Annotated in this window: 15 protein-coding genes; 6 read left to right on the top strand and 9 right to left on the bottom strand. The window is 67.0% G+C overall.

Features of this window, described 5'->3' with window-relative positions; all coding sequences use genetic code 11:
* Nucleotides 1–101: 101 nt before the first annotated feature.
* The 4 genes from Q0Q02_RS03085 to groES form a co-directional block, all read right to left on the bottom strand.
* Nucleotides 102–2195: an ABC transporter ATP-binding protein/permease gene (locus tag Q0Q02_RS03085; RefSeq protein ID WP_293806781.1), complete on the bottom strand. Its 2094-nt coding sequence runs from the start codon at nucleotides 2193–2195 to the stop codon at nucleotides 102–104.
* 345 nt (nucleotides 2196–2540) lie between these two features.
* Nucleotides 2541–3650 carry a branched-chain amino acid ABC transporter substrate-binding protein gene (locus Q0Q02_RS03080; protein WP_293806779.1) on the bottom strand — a complete coding sequence of 370 codons (1110 nt, stop codon included), beginning with the start codon at nucleotides 3648–3650 and terminating at the stop codon, nucleotides 2541–2543.
* 291 nt (nucleotides 3651–3941) lie between these two features.
* Nucleotides 3942–5579 (bottom strand): chaperonin GroEL, encoded by a 1638-nt coding sequence (groL, locus tag Q0Q02_RS03075; protein ID WP_293806777.1) that lies wholly within the window; start codon nucleotides 5577–5579, stop codon nucleotides 3942–3944.
* A 54-nt stretch (nucleotides 5580–5633) separates the two neighbouring features.
* Entirely contained in the window at nucleotides 5634–5921 is a 288-nt protein-coding gene (groES, locus tag Q0Q02_RS03070) for a co-chaperone GroES (protein ID WP_047576256.1), read from the bottom strand.
* 229 nt (nucleotides 5922–6150) lie between these two features.
* Here groES and Q0Q02_RS03065 point away from each other — a divergent pair, with 229 nt between their 5' ends.
* Both Q0Q02_RS03065 and Q0Q02_RS03060 read left to right on the top strand, forming a co-directional pair.
* Nucleotides 6151–6606 (top strand): MarR family winged helix-turn-helix transcriptional regulator, encoded by a 456-nt coding sequence (locus Q0Q02_RS03065; RefSeq protein WP_293806774.1) that lies wholly within the window; start codon nucleotides 6151–6153, stop codon nucleotides 6604–6606.
* A gap of 228 nt (nucleotides 6607–6834) precedes the next feature.
* Nucleotides 6835–7317, top strand: a complete 483-nt coding sequence (locus Q0Q02_RS03060; RefSeq protein WP_293806772.1) for a PaaI family thioesterase — start codon at nucleotides 6835–6837, stop codon at nucleotides 7315–7317.
* On the opposite strand, the gene Q0Q02_RS03055 is transcribed toward Q0Q02_RS03060, so the two are convergent.
* Both Q0Q02_RS03055 and Q0Q02_RS03050 read right to left on the bottom strand, forming a co-directional pair.
* Nucleotides 7304–8146 (bottom strand): DMT family transporter, encoded by an 843-nt coding sequence (locus Q0Q02_RS03055; RefSeq protein ID WP_293806770.1) that lies wholly within the window; start codon nucleotides 8144–8146, stop codon nucleotides 7304–7306. The genes Q0Q02_RS03060 and Q0Q02_RS03055 overlap by 14 nt on opposite strands.
* Entirely contained in the window at nucleotides 8143–8634 is a 492-nt protein-coding gene (locus Q0Q02_RS03050; protein WP_293806768.1) for a GNAT family N-acetyltransferase, read from the bottom strand. The genes Q0Q02_RS03055 and Q0Q02_RS03050 overlap by 4 nt, the downstream gene beginning before the upstream one ends.
* A 211-nt stretch (nucleotides 8635–8845) precedes the next feature.
* Here Q0Q02_RS03050 and Q0Q02_RS03045 point away from each other — a divergent pair, with 211 nt between their 5' ends.
* Both Q0Q02_RS03045 and Q0Q02_RS03040 read left to right on the top strand, forming a co-directional pair.
* On the top strand, nucleotides 8846–10276 hold the full coding sequence (locus Q0Q02_RS03045) for a polysaccharide biosynthesis C-terminal domain-containing protein (RefSeq protein ID WP_293806766.1): 1431 nt from the start codon (nucleotides 8846–8848) through the stop codon (nucleotides 10274–10276).
* A gap of 164 nt (nucleotides 10277–10440) precedes the next feature.
* Entirely contained in the window at nucleotides 10441–11256 is an 816-nt protein-coding gene (locus tag Q0Q02_RS03040; protein WP_293806764.1) for a L,D-transpeptidase, read from the top strand.
* Nucleotides 11257–11352: 96 nt separating this feature from the next.
* Here Q0Q02_RS03040 and Q0Q02_RS03035 read toward each other — a convergent pair whose 3' ends face one another.
* The 3 genes from Q0Q02_RS03035 to Q0Q02_RS03025 form a co-directional block, all read right to left on the bottom strand.
* Complete coding sequence (locus tag Q0Q02_RS03035) at nucleotides 11353–12165, bottom strand: DUF2076 domain-containing protein (protein ID WP_293806762.1); 813 nt, start codon at nucleotides 12163–12165, stop codon at nucleotides 11353–11355.
* A gap of 96 nt (nucleotides 12166–12261) precedes the next feature.
* Nucleotides 12262–13023, bottom strand: a complete 762-nt coding sequence (locus tag Q0Q02_RS03030) for a L,D-transpeptidase (protein ID WP_293806761.1) — start codon at nucleotides 13021–13023, stop codon at nucleotides 12262–12264.
* Between the two features lie 182 nt (nucleotides 13024–13205).
* Entirely contained in the window at nucleotides 13206–14612 is a 1407-nt protein-coding gene (locus Q0Q02_RS03025; RefSeq protein WP_293806759.1) for an MATE family efflux transporter, read from the bottom strand.
* 144 nt (nucleotides 14613–14756) lie between these two features.
* On the opposite strand from Q0Q02_RS03025, the gene Q0Q02_RS03020 reads away from it, so the two are divergent.
* Together Q0Q02_RS03020 and Q0Q02_RS03015 are read left to right on the top strand one after the other, a co-directional pair.
* Nucleotides 14757–15986: a M20 family metallo-hydrolase gene (locus Q0Q02_RS03020; RefSeq protein WP_293806757.1), complete on the top strand. Its 1230-nt coding sequence runs from the start codon at nucleotides 14757–14759 to the stop codon at nucleotides 15984–15986.
* An 11-nt stretch (nucleotides 15987–15997) separates the two neighbouring features.
* A complete protein-coding gene (locus Q0Q02_RS03015; protein WP_293806755.1) occupies nucleotides 15998–17410 on the top strand; it encodes an amidase in 1413 nt (470 codons plus the stop codon).
* The last annotated feature ends 136 nt before the right edge of the window (nucleotides 17411–17546 follow it).

The raw sequence follows: 17546 nt of genomic DNA, 5'->3' as shown, positions 1-17546 counted from the left end.
GGTCGCGCGAGCGACCCTTTTCATTTTGGCGGCGATGTCCTTCGTATCCGCGATGCCTGATGCACCAGCTCCCCCGAACGGAGAAGCTGGTGCGGGCCGTCTCAGGCGGCCCGCACTTTCGCCGTCGGCGTCGGCGTGAAGGTACCGTCGGCATTCGGCTCCATGGTGACGATGGCGTCGTGCATCGTGCGCAACGTCGCGCGATGGCCGATCGAGACGATGTGGGCCTGCGGCAGCTCGCGATCGATCGTCGCGTAGAGTTCGCCCTCCAGCTTCTCGTCGAGCGAGGCGGTCGCCTCGTCCAGGAAGAGCCAGTCCGGCTTGCTCAGGAGGGCGCGTGCGACGGCGAGCCGCTGCTGCTCGCCGCCCGAGAGCCGCTGCCCCCACAGGTCGACCTCGTCGAGCCTGTCGGCGAGATGGCCGAGCTTGACCTTGTCCATCGCGGCGCGGGTCTCGGCGTCGTCATAGGCGCCTTCCTCGGCCGGGTAGGCCAGCGCCGCCCTGAGCGTGCCCTGTGGCAGATAGGGGCGCTGCGGCAGCAGCATGATCTCGGCGCCGGCCGGAATCCCGACCCTGCCATCGCCGAAGGGCCAGATGCCGGCGATGGCGCGGAACAGTGTCGACTTGCCCGAACCGGAAGGGCCGATCAGCAGCGTCGAGCGCGTCCTGCCGAGATCGAGCGCGCCGAGCTTCACGATCGGCTTGCCGTTGGGCAGGAGGAGCGTGGCGTCGCGGATATGCAGGCTCTCGTCGCGCGAGGTCTCGCGGCCGAGGGCCTCCTCGCTGATCGCGCCGTGCTGCGCATCGGCGATCGCGGCTTCGAAGGAGGTCAGGCGGTTGATCGAGGCGAGATAGGAGGCGATCGAGGAGTAGCTGTTGATGATGAAGGACAGGGCCGTCTGCACCCGGTCGAAGGCGCCCGATACCTGCTGCAGGACGCCGAGCGTGATCGTGCCGGCGAAGAAATACGGTGCCAGGATGATGGTCGGGACGACCACGCTGGCCTGGTTGTAGGAAAAGGTGAAGGCCGTGAGCTTCAGCCGGCGCCAGACCAGGCGGTAGAAGTTCTCGACGATGTCGCCGAAGCGCCGGGCGAGATGGGCGCGCTCCGTCGGTTCGCCGACCATCAGCGCGATCTGCTCGGAATATTCGCGCAGGCGCGCCAGGGCAAAGCGGAAATTCGCCTCCCGCTTCTCCTGCTCGAACTCGAGGCGGATCAGGGGCCGGCCGATCAGGTGGGTCAGCCAGGTGGCCGCCGCCGCATAGAAGAACGCCACCCAGAAGATGTAGCCGGGCACGGCGAAGGAGGTGCCCGGCAGGGTGAAGGCGACCGGGATGTTCCAGAGGATGATCGAGAACGAGACCAGCGTGGAGATCTGCGAGAGCAGGGGCAGCGCGAAGTTATAGGTCTGGTTGACGAAGGAGCGGGTGTCTTCGGCGATACGCTGGTCGGGGTTGTCGACACTGCCGGCGAGCGCGATCCGGTAATGCGTCGCATGGTCGAGCCACGTCTTCGTGTAGGCGTTCGCCATGAACTGCCGCCAGCGGATCAGGATCGTGTAGTTGGCAAACAGCTCGATCAGGTTCGAGACGACCCAGATCGTCGCCCAGGGCACGAACACCCAGAAGATCTGGTACCAGAAGGTCGGCGCATCCTTGTTCTGCAGCGAATCGAACATGTCGCGGCTGAAGAACGAGATCCTGAGCGAGATGCCGACCTGAAGCTGGTTGATGACGATCAGGAAGACGAAGAGTGCAACCGCCAGGACGCCGAGCCGGATCTTGAACGGACCGATCGGCCAGAGATTAGCTGTCGTGACCTCGTCGGATTCGAAATAGGGCGAGGCCAGCCGCGCGATGCGCGCGATCACCGGCACGAAGGAGATCGCGTAGATCAGGATCGCGAAGACGCCGACCGTGGTCGGCAGGCTCGTCGGGATTGGCGGGATGCCGAGCGTCTCAGGCCACCAGCCGAGCTGCGCCGCGATCGCAGACGCGCCGAACAGCAGGTATTCGATCGCGAAGACGCCGGAGAAGATCCGCAGGAAGAAGGGCAGGCTCGGCGAGCGGAAGGTGACCGCCGCCAGCAGCAGGCCGACGACGCCCATGCCGATCAAATTGGCCGATCCGGCCTGCTGGCCAAAGACCAGCGTGGCAGCCGCCAGCACGGCGACGAGAATGCTCAACAGGCGCATAGACGGGAATCCTGGCGGGAGACGATGAAAGCCACGATTCGGACCATGTCGCAGCGGGAGTGGCCTTTCAATGGCGCCGCGCCAGGATGAGCAAATTGTCATCCGGCGGAGAGGCCTTGGAAAACGCTCCGCCCTCTCGGAAATCGCGTGTCATTCCGGACAAGCCGCGAAGCGGCGCCGATCCGGAATCCATCATAGGGCGGTGCGTTCTACGATGGATCCCGGGTCAAGCCCGGGATGACGGCGTGGTTCCGTGAAAGATCAAAAGGGCACATCGGAAACGAAACGCCCCGGACGAGCGGGGCTCGTCCGGGGCGCAAAGCTGGAAGGGTCGGCTTTAGCCGATCACTGGGCGGCGACGATCTTGCCGGCGTCCCATTTGTACATTGAGAAGCTCGGCGAGCTCAGGTCGCCGGTCTTGCCATAGGTCAGCGTGCCGATCGCGGTCTTGACCGGCATGCCGGACTGCAGGGCCTTGCCGGCGCCATTGGCATCGCCCGGCTTGCCGGCCTTCTCGATCGCGGCCTTGAGCACCTCGACGGCGGCATAGGCGTTGAGCGTGAAGGCTTCCGGCGGAATGCCCTTCTCCTTCAGCGCCGCGACGGCCTGGGCCGAGTCGGGGTTCTTCAGCGCGTCGGTCGCGTTGGTGAACAGCGTGCCGGTGGCATGGTCGCCGCCGATCGCCGCGAACTCGGTGTTGGACAGGCCCTCGCCGCCGATGATCGTCGCCTTGACGCCGGCATCCGCGAGTTGGCGCGCGAGCAGGCCGCCCTCGGGGTGATAGCCGCCGAAATAGATCACTTCGACATTGGCGGCCTTGAGCCGTGTCACCACGGCCGAGAGGTCCTTGTCGCCGGGATTGACGGTCAGCGCCGTCACTTCTTTCAGCCCGCCGGCATTGATGCCCTTCTGGAAGGCGTCGGCGAGGCCCTTGCCGTAGGTGCCCTTGTCATGGACGATCGCGATCTTCTTGTCCTTCAGGTTCTTCAGGACATAAGCAGCGGCGATGTCCGCCTGCTGGTCGTCGCGGCCGCAGGTGCGGAAGACATTGGTGAGGCCGCGCGTCGTCAGCGCCGGCGAGGTCGCGGTCGGCGTCACCATCAGCACGCCGCTCTCGGCGAACACGTCGGAGACCGCCATGGCGACGCCGGAGGTCACCGGCCCGACCACGAACTTGACCTTCTCTCCGACCAGGAGATTGGCGGAGGAGACGCCTTGCTTCGGGTCGCCGGCATCGTCGGCGAGCTTCAGCACGAGCTTCTCGCCGAGCACGCCGCCATTCTTGTTGATCACGTCGACGGCGGTCTGAGCGCCGTTCTTGACCTGGTCGCCATAGGCGGCGACGGGGCCGGTCAGCGGCGCGACAAGGCCGATGGTGATATCGGCGCGAGCGATCTGTGAGGCGAGCAGCGTGGCCGCGAAAGCGACGCCGGTGAGGAATTTGGAGGTTGTCATGGGCCTCTCCCGATGATTGCCATTGGGCGCGTCAGAAGTCGGCGCGCTTGCCACTTTTATAGGCGAGAAGACATGGCGGTGGCATGGCAATGGCAGCCCAGCGGGGTGCCGCGAGCGCATGGCGCGACCATGCCATCCAATGCATTGCGCCGCCGTCGAAACGAAAAAGGCCCGGCTTGCGCCGGGCCTTCTCTGGAAATTGCCTGAGAGGCTGGATCAGAAGTCCATGCCGCCCCCGAAACCGGGCTTGCCCGGTTTCGGAATTCAGACGCTTTGGGCGTCTGGACTTCCTCAGAAGTCCATGCCGCCCATGCCGCCGCCGCCCATCGGGGGCATCGGGGCGTCCTTCTTCGGCAGGTCGGCGACCATCGCCTCGGTGGTGATCAGCAGGCCCGCGATCGAAGCCGCGTCCTGGATCGCCGTGCGGACGACCTTGGTCGGGTCGATGATGCCGGACTTGACCAGATCGCCGTACTCGCCGGTCTGGGCGTTGTAGCCGTAGGTGTAGTCCTTCGACTCGAGCAGCTTGCCGACCACGACCGCGCCGTCATCGCCAGCGTTCTCGACGATCTGGCGAGCCGGGGCGGTGATCGCCTTGCGGACGATCTCGACACCGGTCTTCTGGTCGTCGTTCTGGGTCTTGATCGACTTGACCGAGGACAGCGCGCGCAGGAGCGCAACGCCACCGCCAGGAAGAATGCCTTCTTCCACCGCAGCGCGGGTGGCGTTCAGGGCATCGTCGACGCGGTCCTTCTTCTCCTTGACCTCGACCTCGGTCGCGCCGCCGACGCGGATCACCGCGACGCCGCCGGCGAGCTTGGCCAGACGCTCCTGGAGCTTCTCACGGTCGTAGTCCGAGGTGGTCTCCTCGATCTGGGCCTTGATCTGGCCGACGCGAGCCTCGATGTCCTTCTTCTTGCCGGCGCCGTCGATGATCGTGGTGTTCTCCTTCTCGATGCGCACGCGCTTGGCGCGGCCGAGCATGTTGAGCGTCACGGTCTCGAGCTTGATGCCGAGGTCTTCCGAGATCATCTGGCCGGCGGTCAGGATCGAGATGTCCTCGAGCATGGCCTTGCGGCGATCACCGAAGCCCGGAGCCTTGACGGCCGCGACCTTCAGGCCGCCACGGAGCTTGTTGACGACGAGCGTGGCCAGGGCCTCGCCCTCGACGTCCTCGGCGATGATGAGCAGCGGCTTGCCGGTCTGCACGACGGCCTCGAGGATCGGCAGCATCGCCTGGAGCGACGACAGCTTCTTCTCGAAGACGAGGATGTAGGGGTCGTCGAGCTCGGCGACCATCTTCTCGGAGTTGGTGATGAAGTACGGCGACAGGTAGCCGCGGTCGAACTGCATGCCCTCGACGACGTCGAGCTCGGTCTCGGCGGTCTTGGCTTCCTCGACGGTGATGACACCCTCGTTGCCGACCTTCTGCATGGCCTTCGAGATCATCTCGCCGACCGACGAGTCGCCGTTGGCCGAGATGGTGCCGACCTGCGCGACTTCCGCGTTCGAGGTGACCTTCTTCGAGTTCTTCTTGAGGTCCGAAACGATCGCCTCGACCGCCAGGTCGATGCCGCGCTTCAGGTCCATCGGGTTCATGCCGGCCGCAACCGACTTGGCGCCTTCACGGACGATCGCCTGGGCGAGAACGGTGGCGGTGGTGGTGCCGTCGCCGGCATGGTCGTTCTGGCGCGAAGCGACTTCGCGGACCATCTGGGCGCCCATGTTCTCGAACTTGTCGGAAAGCTCGATCTCCTTGGCGACGGTGACGCCGTCCTTGGTGATGCGCGGAGCGCCGAACGACTTCTCGATCACGACGTTGCGGCCCTTCGGACCGAGCGTGACCTTCACGGCATTGGCGAGGACATCCACGCCGCGCAGCATCTTGTCGCGGGCTTCAGTGCCGAATTTGACGTCTTTGGCAGCCATGAGAGCTACTCCTTGGACTGGAACTGGAAAATTGCTGGAGAGGTCAGGCGGCTATCAGCCGACGACGCCCATGATGTCGGATTCCTTCATGATCAGGAGGTCCTGACCATCGATCTTGACCTCGGTGCCCGACCACTTGCCGAACAGGACGCGGTCGCCCTTCTTGACGTCGAGGGCGACGAGCTTGCCGGCCTCGTCACGCGCGCCGGAGCCGACGGCGATGACCTCGCCCTCCTGGGGCTTTTCCTTGGCGGTCTCGGGGATGATGATGCCGCCCTTGGTCTTCTCTTCGCTGTCAAGGCGGCGGACCACGACGCGGTCATGCAACGGACGGAACTTCATGGTTCTGTCTTCCTCTCGGTCTTATTCGGTTCGGGCGCCGCTGATGGGCTCCCGGGGGAGGCTGTTAGCAGTCACCAAGTGAGAGTGCTAACAGATGCCAGCGGAGATAGGCGTGGGGGTACGGAGAGTCAAGGAAGCACCCCGCGATAAAGTGAACGTCGGCGGATGCGGTGTCGCAGGCCGCTTCAAGCCTGCTGGCAGCAGCGCTTGAACACGCTAACATGGCGGAATGACGACGCCCGCTCCCGACCCGTGCCTCGACGCCATCGCCCGCTCCTGCGTCGCGCTGCATGTGCGCATGACGGCGCGGGCGGTGACGCGGGCCTATGACGAGGCGATGCGCCCGAGCGGCCTCAAGATCACGCAGTTCGTGCTGCTCTCTGCGCTCAGCACCGGCCAGTGGAAATCGGTCACGGAACTGGCCGAACGCTTTGCGCTGGAGCGGACCTCGCTGACGCGCAATCTCCAGCTTCTGGCGGCTGAAGGATTGGTGGAGCCGGTCGAGTGCCGTGGCCGCGCCTCGGTCTATGCGGTGACCGAGAAGGGCAGGGCCGCGATCGAGGCCGCGATCCCCTACTGGCGCGCGGCGCAGGACAAGATCGAGGGTGGTTTCGGCGAGGAGCGCTGGCGCGAAACCCGCGACGACCTCAGGGCTTTGCGCCGGGCCGCGCGCGGCGAGCGCTGACGGATTCGAAACTCAGCCCTCATCCTGAGGAGCCGCGAAGCGGCGTCTCGAAGGATGCTCCAGATCGCTCCCGAGCCTCCTGAAGCATCCTTCGAGACGCAGCCTTCGGCTGCTCCTCAGGATGAGGGCTCGCATGCTTCAAGGGCCCTGAAGCATCTATTGCCATTCTACCCGTTGACGCCTTCACTGTCTCATCCATATCGTGCAGTTACACGAATGGAGATCGGCATGAAGCGCGCGGTTGGGGTGGTGTCTCGCGAGGAGCTGGTCGCGGGCGATGGCTTGAGCTTCCTGCGCGGGATCATCGCCGGCACCAATCCGGCGCCGCCCTTCGCCGATGCGATGGATTTCGAGCTGGTCGAGGCCGATGAGGGCAGGGTGGTCTTCGTCGGCCAGCCTTCCGCCCGCTTCTTCAATCCGCTCGGCACGATCCATGGCGGCTGGACCGCGACGATCCTCGATTCCGCCATGGCTTGCGCCGCCCACGCCACGCTGAAGCCGGGCGAGGGCTACACCACGCTGGAGATGAAGCTGAACTATGTCCGTCCGGTCATGCCGGACAACGGCCCGGTGCGCTGCGAGGGCAAGCTGATCCATCGCGGCAGCTCGGTGATCACGACGGAAGGCAAGCTGGTCGATGCGCGCGGCAAATTGCTCGCGCACGGCACCGAGACCTGCATGGTCTTCCCGGCGAAATCTAACGCCGGCTGACTGCGACAGCGCCCGCGACGATCAGCAGCGCGCCGAGATAGGTCGTATAGAGCGGCACTTCGCCGAAGACGAAGAAGCCGAGCAGGCTCGCCCAGATCAGCGCCGTGTACTCGATGGGAGCCAGCTGCGAGGCGGCGGCGCGCGCATAGGCCGAGGTCAGCGTGAGATGCCCGGCAACACCGAGCGCGCCCGCGAACAGATAGGCCGCGAGGTCCGTCAGCGTCATCGGCACGAAGGCGAGAGCCGCCGGAATGGCGAGGCACACCGCCGGCCCGACATTCTGGAAGGCGACGATGACGGTCGGGTGCTCGCGGACCGCGATGCGCCTGAGCAGGATCAGGTTGAAGGCGTAACTCACCGCCGAGAACAGCGCGGCGGCGACGCCGAGGCTGGCGCCGCTGACATGGCCCTGCAGGCGTGGCCAGACCATCACCAGCATGCCGGCGAGTCCGAAGCCGAGCGCCTGCAGGATGCGCCTGTCGATCTTCTCCTTGAGCAGGAGCCCGCCGAGCAGCGCGACGAAGACCGGCGCCAGGAAGGACAGCGTCAGCGCCTCCGCCAGCGGCAGAACCGAGACCGAATAGAAGAAGCTGCCGGCCGTCAGCACGACGAGCGGTACGCGCGCGACATTGCCGATGAGGCTGGCGCGGGTCGGCCGGTTGGGACGGGCGATGGCGAGCACGATGAGCGCGCAGATGCCGCCCATCAGGAAGCGCATGAACAGCGCCACGATGAACGGATGCTGCTGCATCTGGCCCTTGATCACACCGTCCATGGCGGTGAGCAGGGCGATGCCGAGTGCGGCCCGGAAGGCGACGGCCGCAGTCACGACGCGCGGCGCAGCGGCTTGCGGAAGTGATATTCCCAGCTTTCCGAGAGGTCGCCGAGATAGCGTTCGCCTGGCCAGCGCACGAAGCCGAGCTTCTCGTAGAAGCGATGGCCGCGGGTGAAACGCGTGTCGGACCACAGCGTCATCTCGGCGAAGCCGCCCTGTTCCGCGAAGTCGACCGCCCTGGCGAAGAGGGTCTGTGCCAGCCCGGCGCCCCGGAAAGTGGGGTCGACATAGACCTTGGCCAGCTCGACGGCGTTCTGCTCCGGCACAGGTACGACGCCGAGCGAGCCGGCGACACGTCCGTCCGGCCCGTCCGCGATCCAGAGGACGCCGCCCTTGGCCGCGAAATAGGACGCAGGCCGGCGCAGTTCGGGAAGCTCTTCCTCGACGAAGACGCAGCCCGGATATTCCGCGAAGCTCGCCGCGATGAGGGCGGAGAGCGGGCCGGAATCGTCGTCGCGGGCAAGCCGGATAGGCGGGGTCATTTGCCTGCCTTAGGGGCAAATCCTGCCGTCGTGAAGATGCGGGAACGGGATCGCCCAATGCCGTGGCGACAGGGCGTGGGCAGGCGGCTCGTCGGGCTTCGCAACGCCCCCTTGGAAAACCCGGTCCGTCCGGTTACCCCCGATTCTGGGAGGCACACCGTCGGTGAGTCGGGCCTTCCATCCCACAGTCCCTAACAGCCTCTGGGGCACGATGACTGTTCTTCTGCCCTTCATCATCAATGCCGGGCTGAATTTCGTCCTCGGGCTGCTCGTCGCCCTGTTCCTCGGCCCGGAGGCCTTCGGGCTCTATGCCATCGGCGCCGCCACCGTCGTGCTGGTCAACACGGCGCTGCTCGACTGGCTGAAGCTCTCCGTCGTCCGCTTCTATTCGCTGCAAAGCCGGGAGAGCGACCCCGGTATCCGGGCGACGCTCGATCTGCTCTTCGCCGGTGTGAGCCTGTCGCTCTGTGCGCTGCTGGCCGCTGCGTTGCTGGCGGGCGTCGATGCCGGACTCCCTGCCGCGCTGCTGATGATCTCGGTCGCGGGCGGTATCGCCGCCGGCTGGTTCGACTATCACGCAGCCATCGCCCGCGCCCGCTTCCTCGATGCGGCCTATGCCCGGCTCGTGCTCGTCAGGAGCGTGGCGGCCTTGTTGCTGATGGTCGGTGGTGCCTGGCTGGCCCGTGATCCGGCTGTCGTGCTCCTCGGCGGCGTGCTCAGCGCAGTTGCTGCCGCTCTGGCCGTTCGCCGGCGCCTGGCCGATGCGAAGCCGGCACCGGGCGCGCTTCGGACGGACCTGATGCGCGGTTTTGCGCGCTATGCCCTGCCGCTGGTCGCGGGCAACGCCGTCTATGCCGCGATTCCGCTTATCAACCGCGCCATCCTGGCCGAGAGCCACGGTTTCGCCGAGGCCGGCTATTTCTCGCTGGCCTCCGATATCGGCCTCAGGCTCTTCCCGGTGCTGGCCTCGATGCTCGAGATCGTGCTGCTGCGCGAGGTCATCCGCCTCGATGAGACGCGCGGGCGTGTCGCCGCGCAGAAGCGCATCGCCCGGAATATGGTTCCTGTACTTGCCTGCGTGCTCCCGGTGGCACTCGGCTTCTGGCTGGTCCTGCCGGCCTTCGAACGGCTCTTCGTACCCGCAAGCTTCCGCGGCCATTTCGCCGGTCATATGGCGTCGCTCCTGCCGGGTTTTGCGGCGATCGCGCTGTTCCAGGCGGCGCTGGCCCCCGTATTCCTGCTGGCGAAACGCACGCTCGTCGCCATCCTCGCCGCGCTCATCGGGCTCGCCGTCAACCTCGCCATCATCTTCGCCTCGCCGGGAGCGCTGGCGCCGATGACGGTTTCGATCGCACAGAGCGCCGCCTATCTGACCGCGCTGCTGGTCATGGCCGTGATCGCTTTGCGTGCGCTGTCGATCCTGCCGCCGCTGCGCGAGATCGGTTGCATTCTCGCTGCCGGTGCCGCCATGGGGCTCGCGCTCTGGCCGCTGCGCGGTGCGCTTCCGGCCGGGCTCGAACTGCCGCTTCAGATCGGCCTGGGTGGGGTGGTCTATGCGGCGGTGATTCTGGCCTGCGATGTCGGCCGCTGGCGCACCGGCCTGACGCTGCGCTGGCTCGCCCGGCGCGCGGCCCGGCGGTGAGGCCGACAAGCTTTCCTTCACCCTGTCGCTTGACGGCTCGCTAAGGTTAATTCCGAGAATTGAGCGGTTTAAGGCCGGTTTCCGCCTTTGAGAGTCAACGATTCACCATTCCTTTGAGGGCGCGTCGCAGGCTTCCGGCGATCGATGTCGAGAGTACCTGCGTCATGCGTCGAAAGATCCTTCTCCCGCTCCTGACCGCCGCCGGGGCTCTGGCTATGGCCGGGCCGGCTTCCGCGCAGGGCTATCGCCAGAATTACGGTTATGCCGCGCCGAACGACCCGATGGCTTCCGGAGGGCGCGGCAATTATGGCGGCGGCTTCATCGAGATGCTGATGACGGGCCGCGATCCGACACCGGCGGGACGGAGCGGCGCTGTTTATAACCGACCGGGCGGCTATGCCTATGGCCAGCGCATGCAGCCGCAGGGCGGCTACGAGGTCGATCCCTTCGAGGCGGCTCGCCAGCCGCAGGTCAGCCGCCGCATGGCCGCGCTCGGCCAGCCGGTCGAGCCGCAGCAGGGCATCCAGCAGATCGTCGACCCGCGCTTCCGCAAGCAGGAAGTCGCCTATGACGGCCCGCACAAGCCCGGCACGATCATCATCGATACGCCGCAGCGTTTCCTCTTCCTGGTGCAACCGGGCGGCCGGGCCATGCGCTACGGCATCGGTGTCGGTCGGCCGGGCTTCTCCTGGGCCGGCATGAAGACGATCACCCGCAAGGCGGAATGGCCGAGCTGGACGCCGCCCGGCGAGATGCTGAAGCGCCGGCCCGACCTGCCGCGCTTCATGGCCGGCGGCCCCGAGAACCCGATGGGCGCGCGCGCCATGTATCTGGGTTCGACGCTCTACCGCATCCACGGCACGAACGAGCCCAACACGATCGGGCAGGCGGTCTCCTCGGGCTGCATCCGCATGACCAATGACGACGTGACGGACCTTTACGAGCGCGTGCGTGTCGGCGCGAAGGTACTGGTGATCTGAGGTCGGGTGCTGCCTGATCCTGGAATGACAAACGGCGGTCGCGCATCGCGGCCGCCGTTTGCATTCTATCGGTGAGGCGGGACGGGCAGTCCGTCCTCAGACCCAGCTGTCGTCGTCCCCGCCGCCATCGTCGAAACCGGGGTCGCTGTCGTCCTGGCTCGCGTTCTGGTAGTTGGCCTCGCCGTCATAGCCCTGGCCGTAGCCACGGTCCTGCTGCGCCTGATCGGACGAGCCTCTGTCATAGGCCGCCTGATCGCTGGCGCCCTGATCATAAGCGGCCTGCTGGGAGGTGGCCCCCGACGTGCTGCCTGAGCTCGTGTCGCTCGCCGCCTGGGCCGCGGGCTTGCTGCCGCCGCCGAAGGCATTGCTCAGCACGTTGCCGAGCATCATGCCGCCGGCAACGCCGGCCGCGGTGGTCAGCGCGCTCGCCATGAAGCCGCCGCCGCGGGACGGCTGCTGCGGCTGGTTGCTCCACGGGCCGGGTTGCGGTGCTTGCGGCTGCATCGGCATGGCCTGCGCCGGGGCGGCGGCCTGCGGCTGCGTGTTCCAGGCGGCAGAGGGAGCGGCGGCGTCGGTGCGCAGCGGCACGGGCGGGACCGAGCCGGTGCGGGGTACGGACGCACCGCCGAAGATGCCGGACAGGAAGCCACCGGCCTGCGGTTGCGCGGCCTCGCTGGCGCGGCTTTGGGCCTCGCGCAGCTGCGCCTGCAGGCTCTCGACCTGCTGATGCAGATTGGTCACCGCCTGCTCCTGCACATAGACCGCCTGGGCCATGGCATAGGGCGCATAGGGCTGCTCGCGCAGGCGCTCTGCGATGAAGCTCTCAGCCTCGGGGTCGCGGGGCTGATTGGCCGCCTGTTTCAGGCGGTCGAAAATCCCGGCGATCACGTCGCGTTCCTGCGGCGTCATCGTCATCTCCTCTCGTTGGGCGGCACGGTTGCGCCGCGCTCAAGAGGTGGGATCGCCCTGTGACGGTATCAAGGCGTCGGCGTGACGCAGCTTGCGTCAGATGTTGCCGAAATCGTCGTCCGGCGGCGGCATCTCGTCGACATCGGACGGCGCCTGCAGCGTGCCGCGGTTCAGAACCACGACCGTCGTGCCCGACGGAACGCGGCTGTAGAGGTCGATGATGTCCTGGTTGAACAGGCGGATGCAGCCCGACGATACCGACTTGCCGATCGACCACGGCTCCGAGGTGCCGTGGATGCGGTACAGCGTGTCGCGGTTGCCCTGATAGAGATAGAGCGCGCGGGCGCCGAGCGGGTTCTCGAGGCCGCCGGCCATGCCGCCGGCCCAGGGGCGGTTGCGCTCCGGCTCGCGGGCGATCATCGCCGCCGTCGGGGTCCAGCGCGGCCACTGGGCCTTGCGCGCGACCGTCGCGCGGCCGCGCCAGGACATGCCCTGTTTGCCGACGCCGATGCCGTAGCGGATCGCCTTGCCGCCCTCCTGGACGAGATAGAGGAAGCGGTTGTCGGTATCGACGACGATGGTGCCGGGCCGTTCGGGGGTCGGGTAGGTGACGATGCGGCGCAGGAACTGCGGATCGACCTCGGTGAGATCCGTCGCTGGTAGCGGGTGCTGCTCATCCGGCCGCTCGCCATACATCGACAGATATTCGGCGCTGATCTGCGGCCCCCGATTCGGCACCTCGAACGGCTCCTGGCGCCTGGTCGCGACGCAGGCGGCGAGGAAGAGCGGACTCAGGGCCGCGAAGACGCGGCGGGTCGGCCGGGCGAGGGGAGAGGCGGACGGACGGACGGGGGACATCGACGGACAACTCGGCGTTACAGGCAGGAATGAACGGCGGAACGGCGCCGTGGTTCCATGCGCCGTTGACGACCCCCGTTCAAGGTTGCCGAGATGGCCGTGGGGTGAACAGGAGATGGCCAAATTGTGTCTGTGCAACGCTGTTGCCATTCGGCAACAGCGTTGAGCGCTGCCTCGTCAGGTCAGGCCGCCTCGTGCAGCCCCCATTTCAGCAATCCCAGGCTTTCTCGGGCCCACCAGCGCCAGAGCATCATCACGGCGACGACCGAGAGCCCGGTCACCAGCCCGATCCAGATGCCGCTGCCGGCGAGCGGCGTCAGGAAGCCGAGCGCGGCCGAGAGCGGCAGGCCGATGCCCCAGTAGCCGATGCCGGCGAGGATCATCGGCAGGCGCGTGTCGCCGAGGCCGCGCAGGATCGACGAGCCGATGACCTGCGCCCCGTCCGCGATCTGGAAGACGGCGGCATAGAACAGGAAGATCGTGGCGATCTGAGCGACCGCCTCCGCGCCGGGCTTCGAGCGGTCGAGGAAGGGCGCGATCAGCGAGTGCGGCACCGTCGCCATCAGCAGCGCCGTGAAGCTCATGAAGCTCAGCGCCAGGATCAGCGCCATCATGCCGGCGCGCCGGATGCCCTCCTTGTCGCCCGAGCCGAAGGCGCGCCCGACGCGCACGGTCCCGGCCTGGCCGATGCCGAGCGGCACCATGAAGGCGAGCGAGGCGATCTGGATCGCGATGGCATGGGCTGCGAGAGCGGTCGAGCCGATCAGGCCCATCATGAAGGCGGCGCCGTAGAAGATCAGCGATTCGAAGGAGAGCGTCAGCGAGATCGGCAGGCCCATGCGCCAGAAGGCGCGGTAGCGCGGCCAGTCCGGCACCCAGAAGCGGCCGAACACCTGATAGCGCCGGAAGCGCCGGTCCAGCATGACGACGAGCGCCAGGCCGAGGAACATCAGGGTCGACGATAGCGCGGTCGCCATGCCGGAGCCGGGCAGGCCGAGTGCCGGGAAACCGAGCCGCCCGAACATCAGGCACCAGTTGGCGAAGGCGTTGAACGCCACGGCGAAGAGCACGACGATGAAGGCCCAGCGCGGCCGCTGCAGCGCGGCGACGAAGCCGCGCAGGCACAGATAGAGGAAGAAGGGCAGCAGGCCCCATTGCAGCGTGTGGATATAGGACGCCGCTGCCCTCGACAGGGCTGGGTCCTGTCCCATCGCCCTGAGGATGAACTCGGCCTGCCAGAGGAAGAGCCACATCGGCCCGACCATGGTCGCAGCGGCCCAGAAGCCCTGTCGGACCGTGCGGCGCAGGTCGCGCACCGCGTGCTTGTTGCGGCCGAGCTCGATCGCGATCATCGGCGAGACCGCGCCCATCGCACCGATGCCAAAGATCAGCGCGGCATTGTAGAGATTGGTGCCAAGCGCGCCGGCGGCCAGCGAATCAGGGCTCAGATGGCCCATCATGATGACGTCGGTCGCCGTCATCGCGTTCTGCGCGACATTGGTCAGCACCATCGGCCAGCTCAGGGCCAGCATGGCGCGGGCCTCCGCGAGCCAGGAATGATGCGTGCGGGATTCGGCGATTGCAGACATGGGGCGCCGCTTCTACCGCCGATCGGAGAGCCGAAACAGCCGGTGTCACGCGCGCCGCTGTCCGGAGCCGATGCGTTGGACGCGGGTCGACAAGTCCGGCCGTGGTCTGCATCTTGCCTTGCCGACGACGGAGGGCCTGAACCGATGAGCACCAATCTGAGGATCGATGGAGCGAGGCTGACCTCGCGCCTGGCAGAACTCTCGAAGATCGGTGCGACGCCCGAAGGCGGTTGTCGCCGTCTCGCCCTGACCGATGAGGACAGGCAGGGCCGCGACTGGCTGGTCGGCCAGATGCAGGCGCTCGGCCTCGATACCCGGGTCGATGCGATCGGCAACATCGTCGGCGTCCTGAAGGGGCTTGAGGACGGCCCGGCCGTCATCATGGGCTCGCATATCGATACGGTCGGCACCGGCGGGCGCTTCGACGGCGCGCTTGGCGTCATCGCCGGCGTCGAGGTTCTCGCAGCCTTGCGCGATGCCGGCCTGACCCCGAAGCGCGATATGGCGGTGATCGCCTTCACCAACGAGGAGGGCGCGCGCTTCCATCCCGACATGCTCGGCTCCTATGTCTGGGCCGGCGGCATGAGCGTCGAAGCGGCGCACAGGGAGGTCGATTCCGACGGCATCGGGCTGGGCGCCGAACTGAAGCGGATCGGCTACGAGGGCGCGGAGAAGCCGGGCTTCCTGCCGGCTCATGCCTATCTCGAGATGCATATCGAGCAGGGGCCGGTGCTGGAGAACGAGGGTGGCGGGCTCGGCGCCGTCACCGGCATCCAGGGCATCTGCTGGCTCGAGCTCACCCTCAAGGGCCGCCCGAGCCATGCCGGCACGACGCCGATGGCCTATCGCAAGGACCCCGGCCTCGCCGCCGCGCGCATCAACATCTTCGCCAACGAATTGACCAAGACCATCCCCAATCAGCTCGCCAATAGCGGTGTCATCCGCGTCCAGCCCGGTAACGTCAATGTCGTGCCCGAGACCGTGGTGATGACGCTCGACCTGCGCAATCCGCTCGACGCGCCGCTAGCCCAGGCCGAGGAAGCGGTGCGTGCCTTCTGTGCCGAACTCGCCGCGCGCGACGGCATCGAGATCTCCTTCCGCGATCTCGCGCGCTTCCCGGCGACGCCTTTTGCCGAGGAACTGATCGCCGAGGTCGAGCGCAGCGCCGGCGAGTTCGGATTGCCGATCCGCCGCATGATCTCCGGCGCCGGTCATGATGCTCAGATGATGGCGCGGCTTTGCCCGACGGCGATGGTCTTCATCCCCTCGATCGGCGGGCTCTCGCACAACCCGGCCGAGTTCAGCACCGATGACGATATGGTCGCCGGTGCCAATATCCTGCTCACCACCGCCTGGCGCGTCGCCAACGCCTGAGAGGTTTCCGCATGACGACGATCGCCTCGCTTTCCGCCGCCGAGCTCGGCCCGCTCTATGCGAGCAAGCAGCTCTCTCCCGTCGAGGTCGCGAAGGATACGCTCGCCCGCATCGAGCGCTTCGAGCCTGAGGTCAACGCCTTCGCCGTCCGCGACGAGGCCGTGACGCTCGCCATGGCCGAGGCCTCGCAGGCGCGCTGGCTGAGAGGCGAGGCGATCGGCCCGCTCGACGGCGTGCCCGTCACCATCAAGGATAACCTCGGCGTCGCCGGCTGGTCGATGCAGCGTGGCTCGGCCATCGCCTCGGACGCGCCCCTCGCCGAGGATTCCCCGATCACGGCGCGGCTGCGCGAGGCCGGCACGGTCTTTCTCGGCAAGACCACCATGCCGGAATATGGCTGGAAGGGCGTCGGCGACTCGCCGCTCACTGGCATTACCCGCAATCCCTGGAACACCGGCACCGGGCCGGGCGGTTCCTCCTCGGGCGCCGCGGTCTGCGCCGCGCTCAATCTCGGCTGTCTCCATATGGGCACGGACGGAGCCGGCTCCATCCGCATTCCCGCGGCCTTCACCGGGGTCGTCGGCCTGAAACCGAGCTATGGCCGGGTCCCCGCCTGGCCGATCTCGGTGATGGGCTTCCTCGCCCATCTCGGGCCGCTGACCCGCACCGTCACCGATACGGCGCTCGCCATGAAGGTGATCGGCCAGCCCGACGCGCGCGACATGACGGCGCTCACGGATCGTCCGCCGGATTATGTCGACGGGCTCAAGGGTGGGTTGAGGGGCTTGCGCGTCGCCTGGTCGCCGCGCCTCGGCCAGAACGTCACCGTCGATCCGGAGATTGCGGCGTTGACGGCTGCCGCCGCGCAGGTCTTCGCCGAGCTTGGCGCGACGGTGGAGGAGGTCGATCCGGGATTCGACGATCCGATCGAGATCCTGATGACGCTCTGGTCCTCCGGCGCGGCACTGGCGTTGAAGAGCATCGATGCGGCAGGCCGCAAGCAGATGGACCCCGGCCTCGTCGCGGTGGCTGAACAGGGCGAGCGCATCCCGGCCTCGGCCTATGTCGATGCGTTGCTGAACCGGCGCAATGCGCTGGCCTATCGGATGGCGCAGTTCCGCCAGCAATACGACCTGCTGCTGACGCCGACTTTGCCGCTGCCGGCTTTCGCGGTCGGACGCGACACGCCCGAGGATGGCGCCTATGGCGAGGACTGGACGCGCTGGACGCCCTTCACCTACCCCTTCAACATCACCGAGCAGCCGGCTGTCTCGGTGCCTTGCGGCCTGACCAGGGCGGGCCTGCCCGCCGGGCTCCAGATCGTCGGCGCCTTCGGCAAGGATGCGCTCGTTTTGCGGGCTGCAGCGGCCTTCGAGCAGGCGCGTCCCTTCGCGCGTGTGGATGAACCGGTCAAACCGATTTAGTCCGCGATTTTTTCATTTCCTCCAGAACCGGATCGAAATCGAACGTCTGGAAGCTGAAACATCGTGATCACCCACAGAAGTTCCGTTTGGCACGAACCGTGCAGGCGGCGAGAGGGCCTCGATTGGGGATGTCTGC

This window comes from uncultured Allobosea sp. (assembly GCF_945956895.1).
GTDB lineage: Bacteria > Pseudomonadota > Alphaproteobacteria > Rhizobiales > Beijerinckiaceae > Allobosea.
This window is presented reverse-complemented; position numbering and strand designations above follow the sequence as displayed.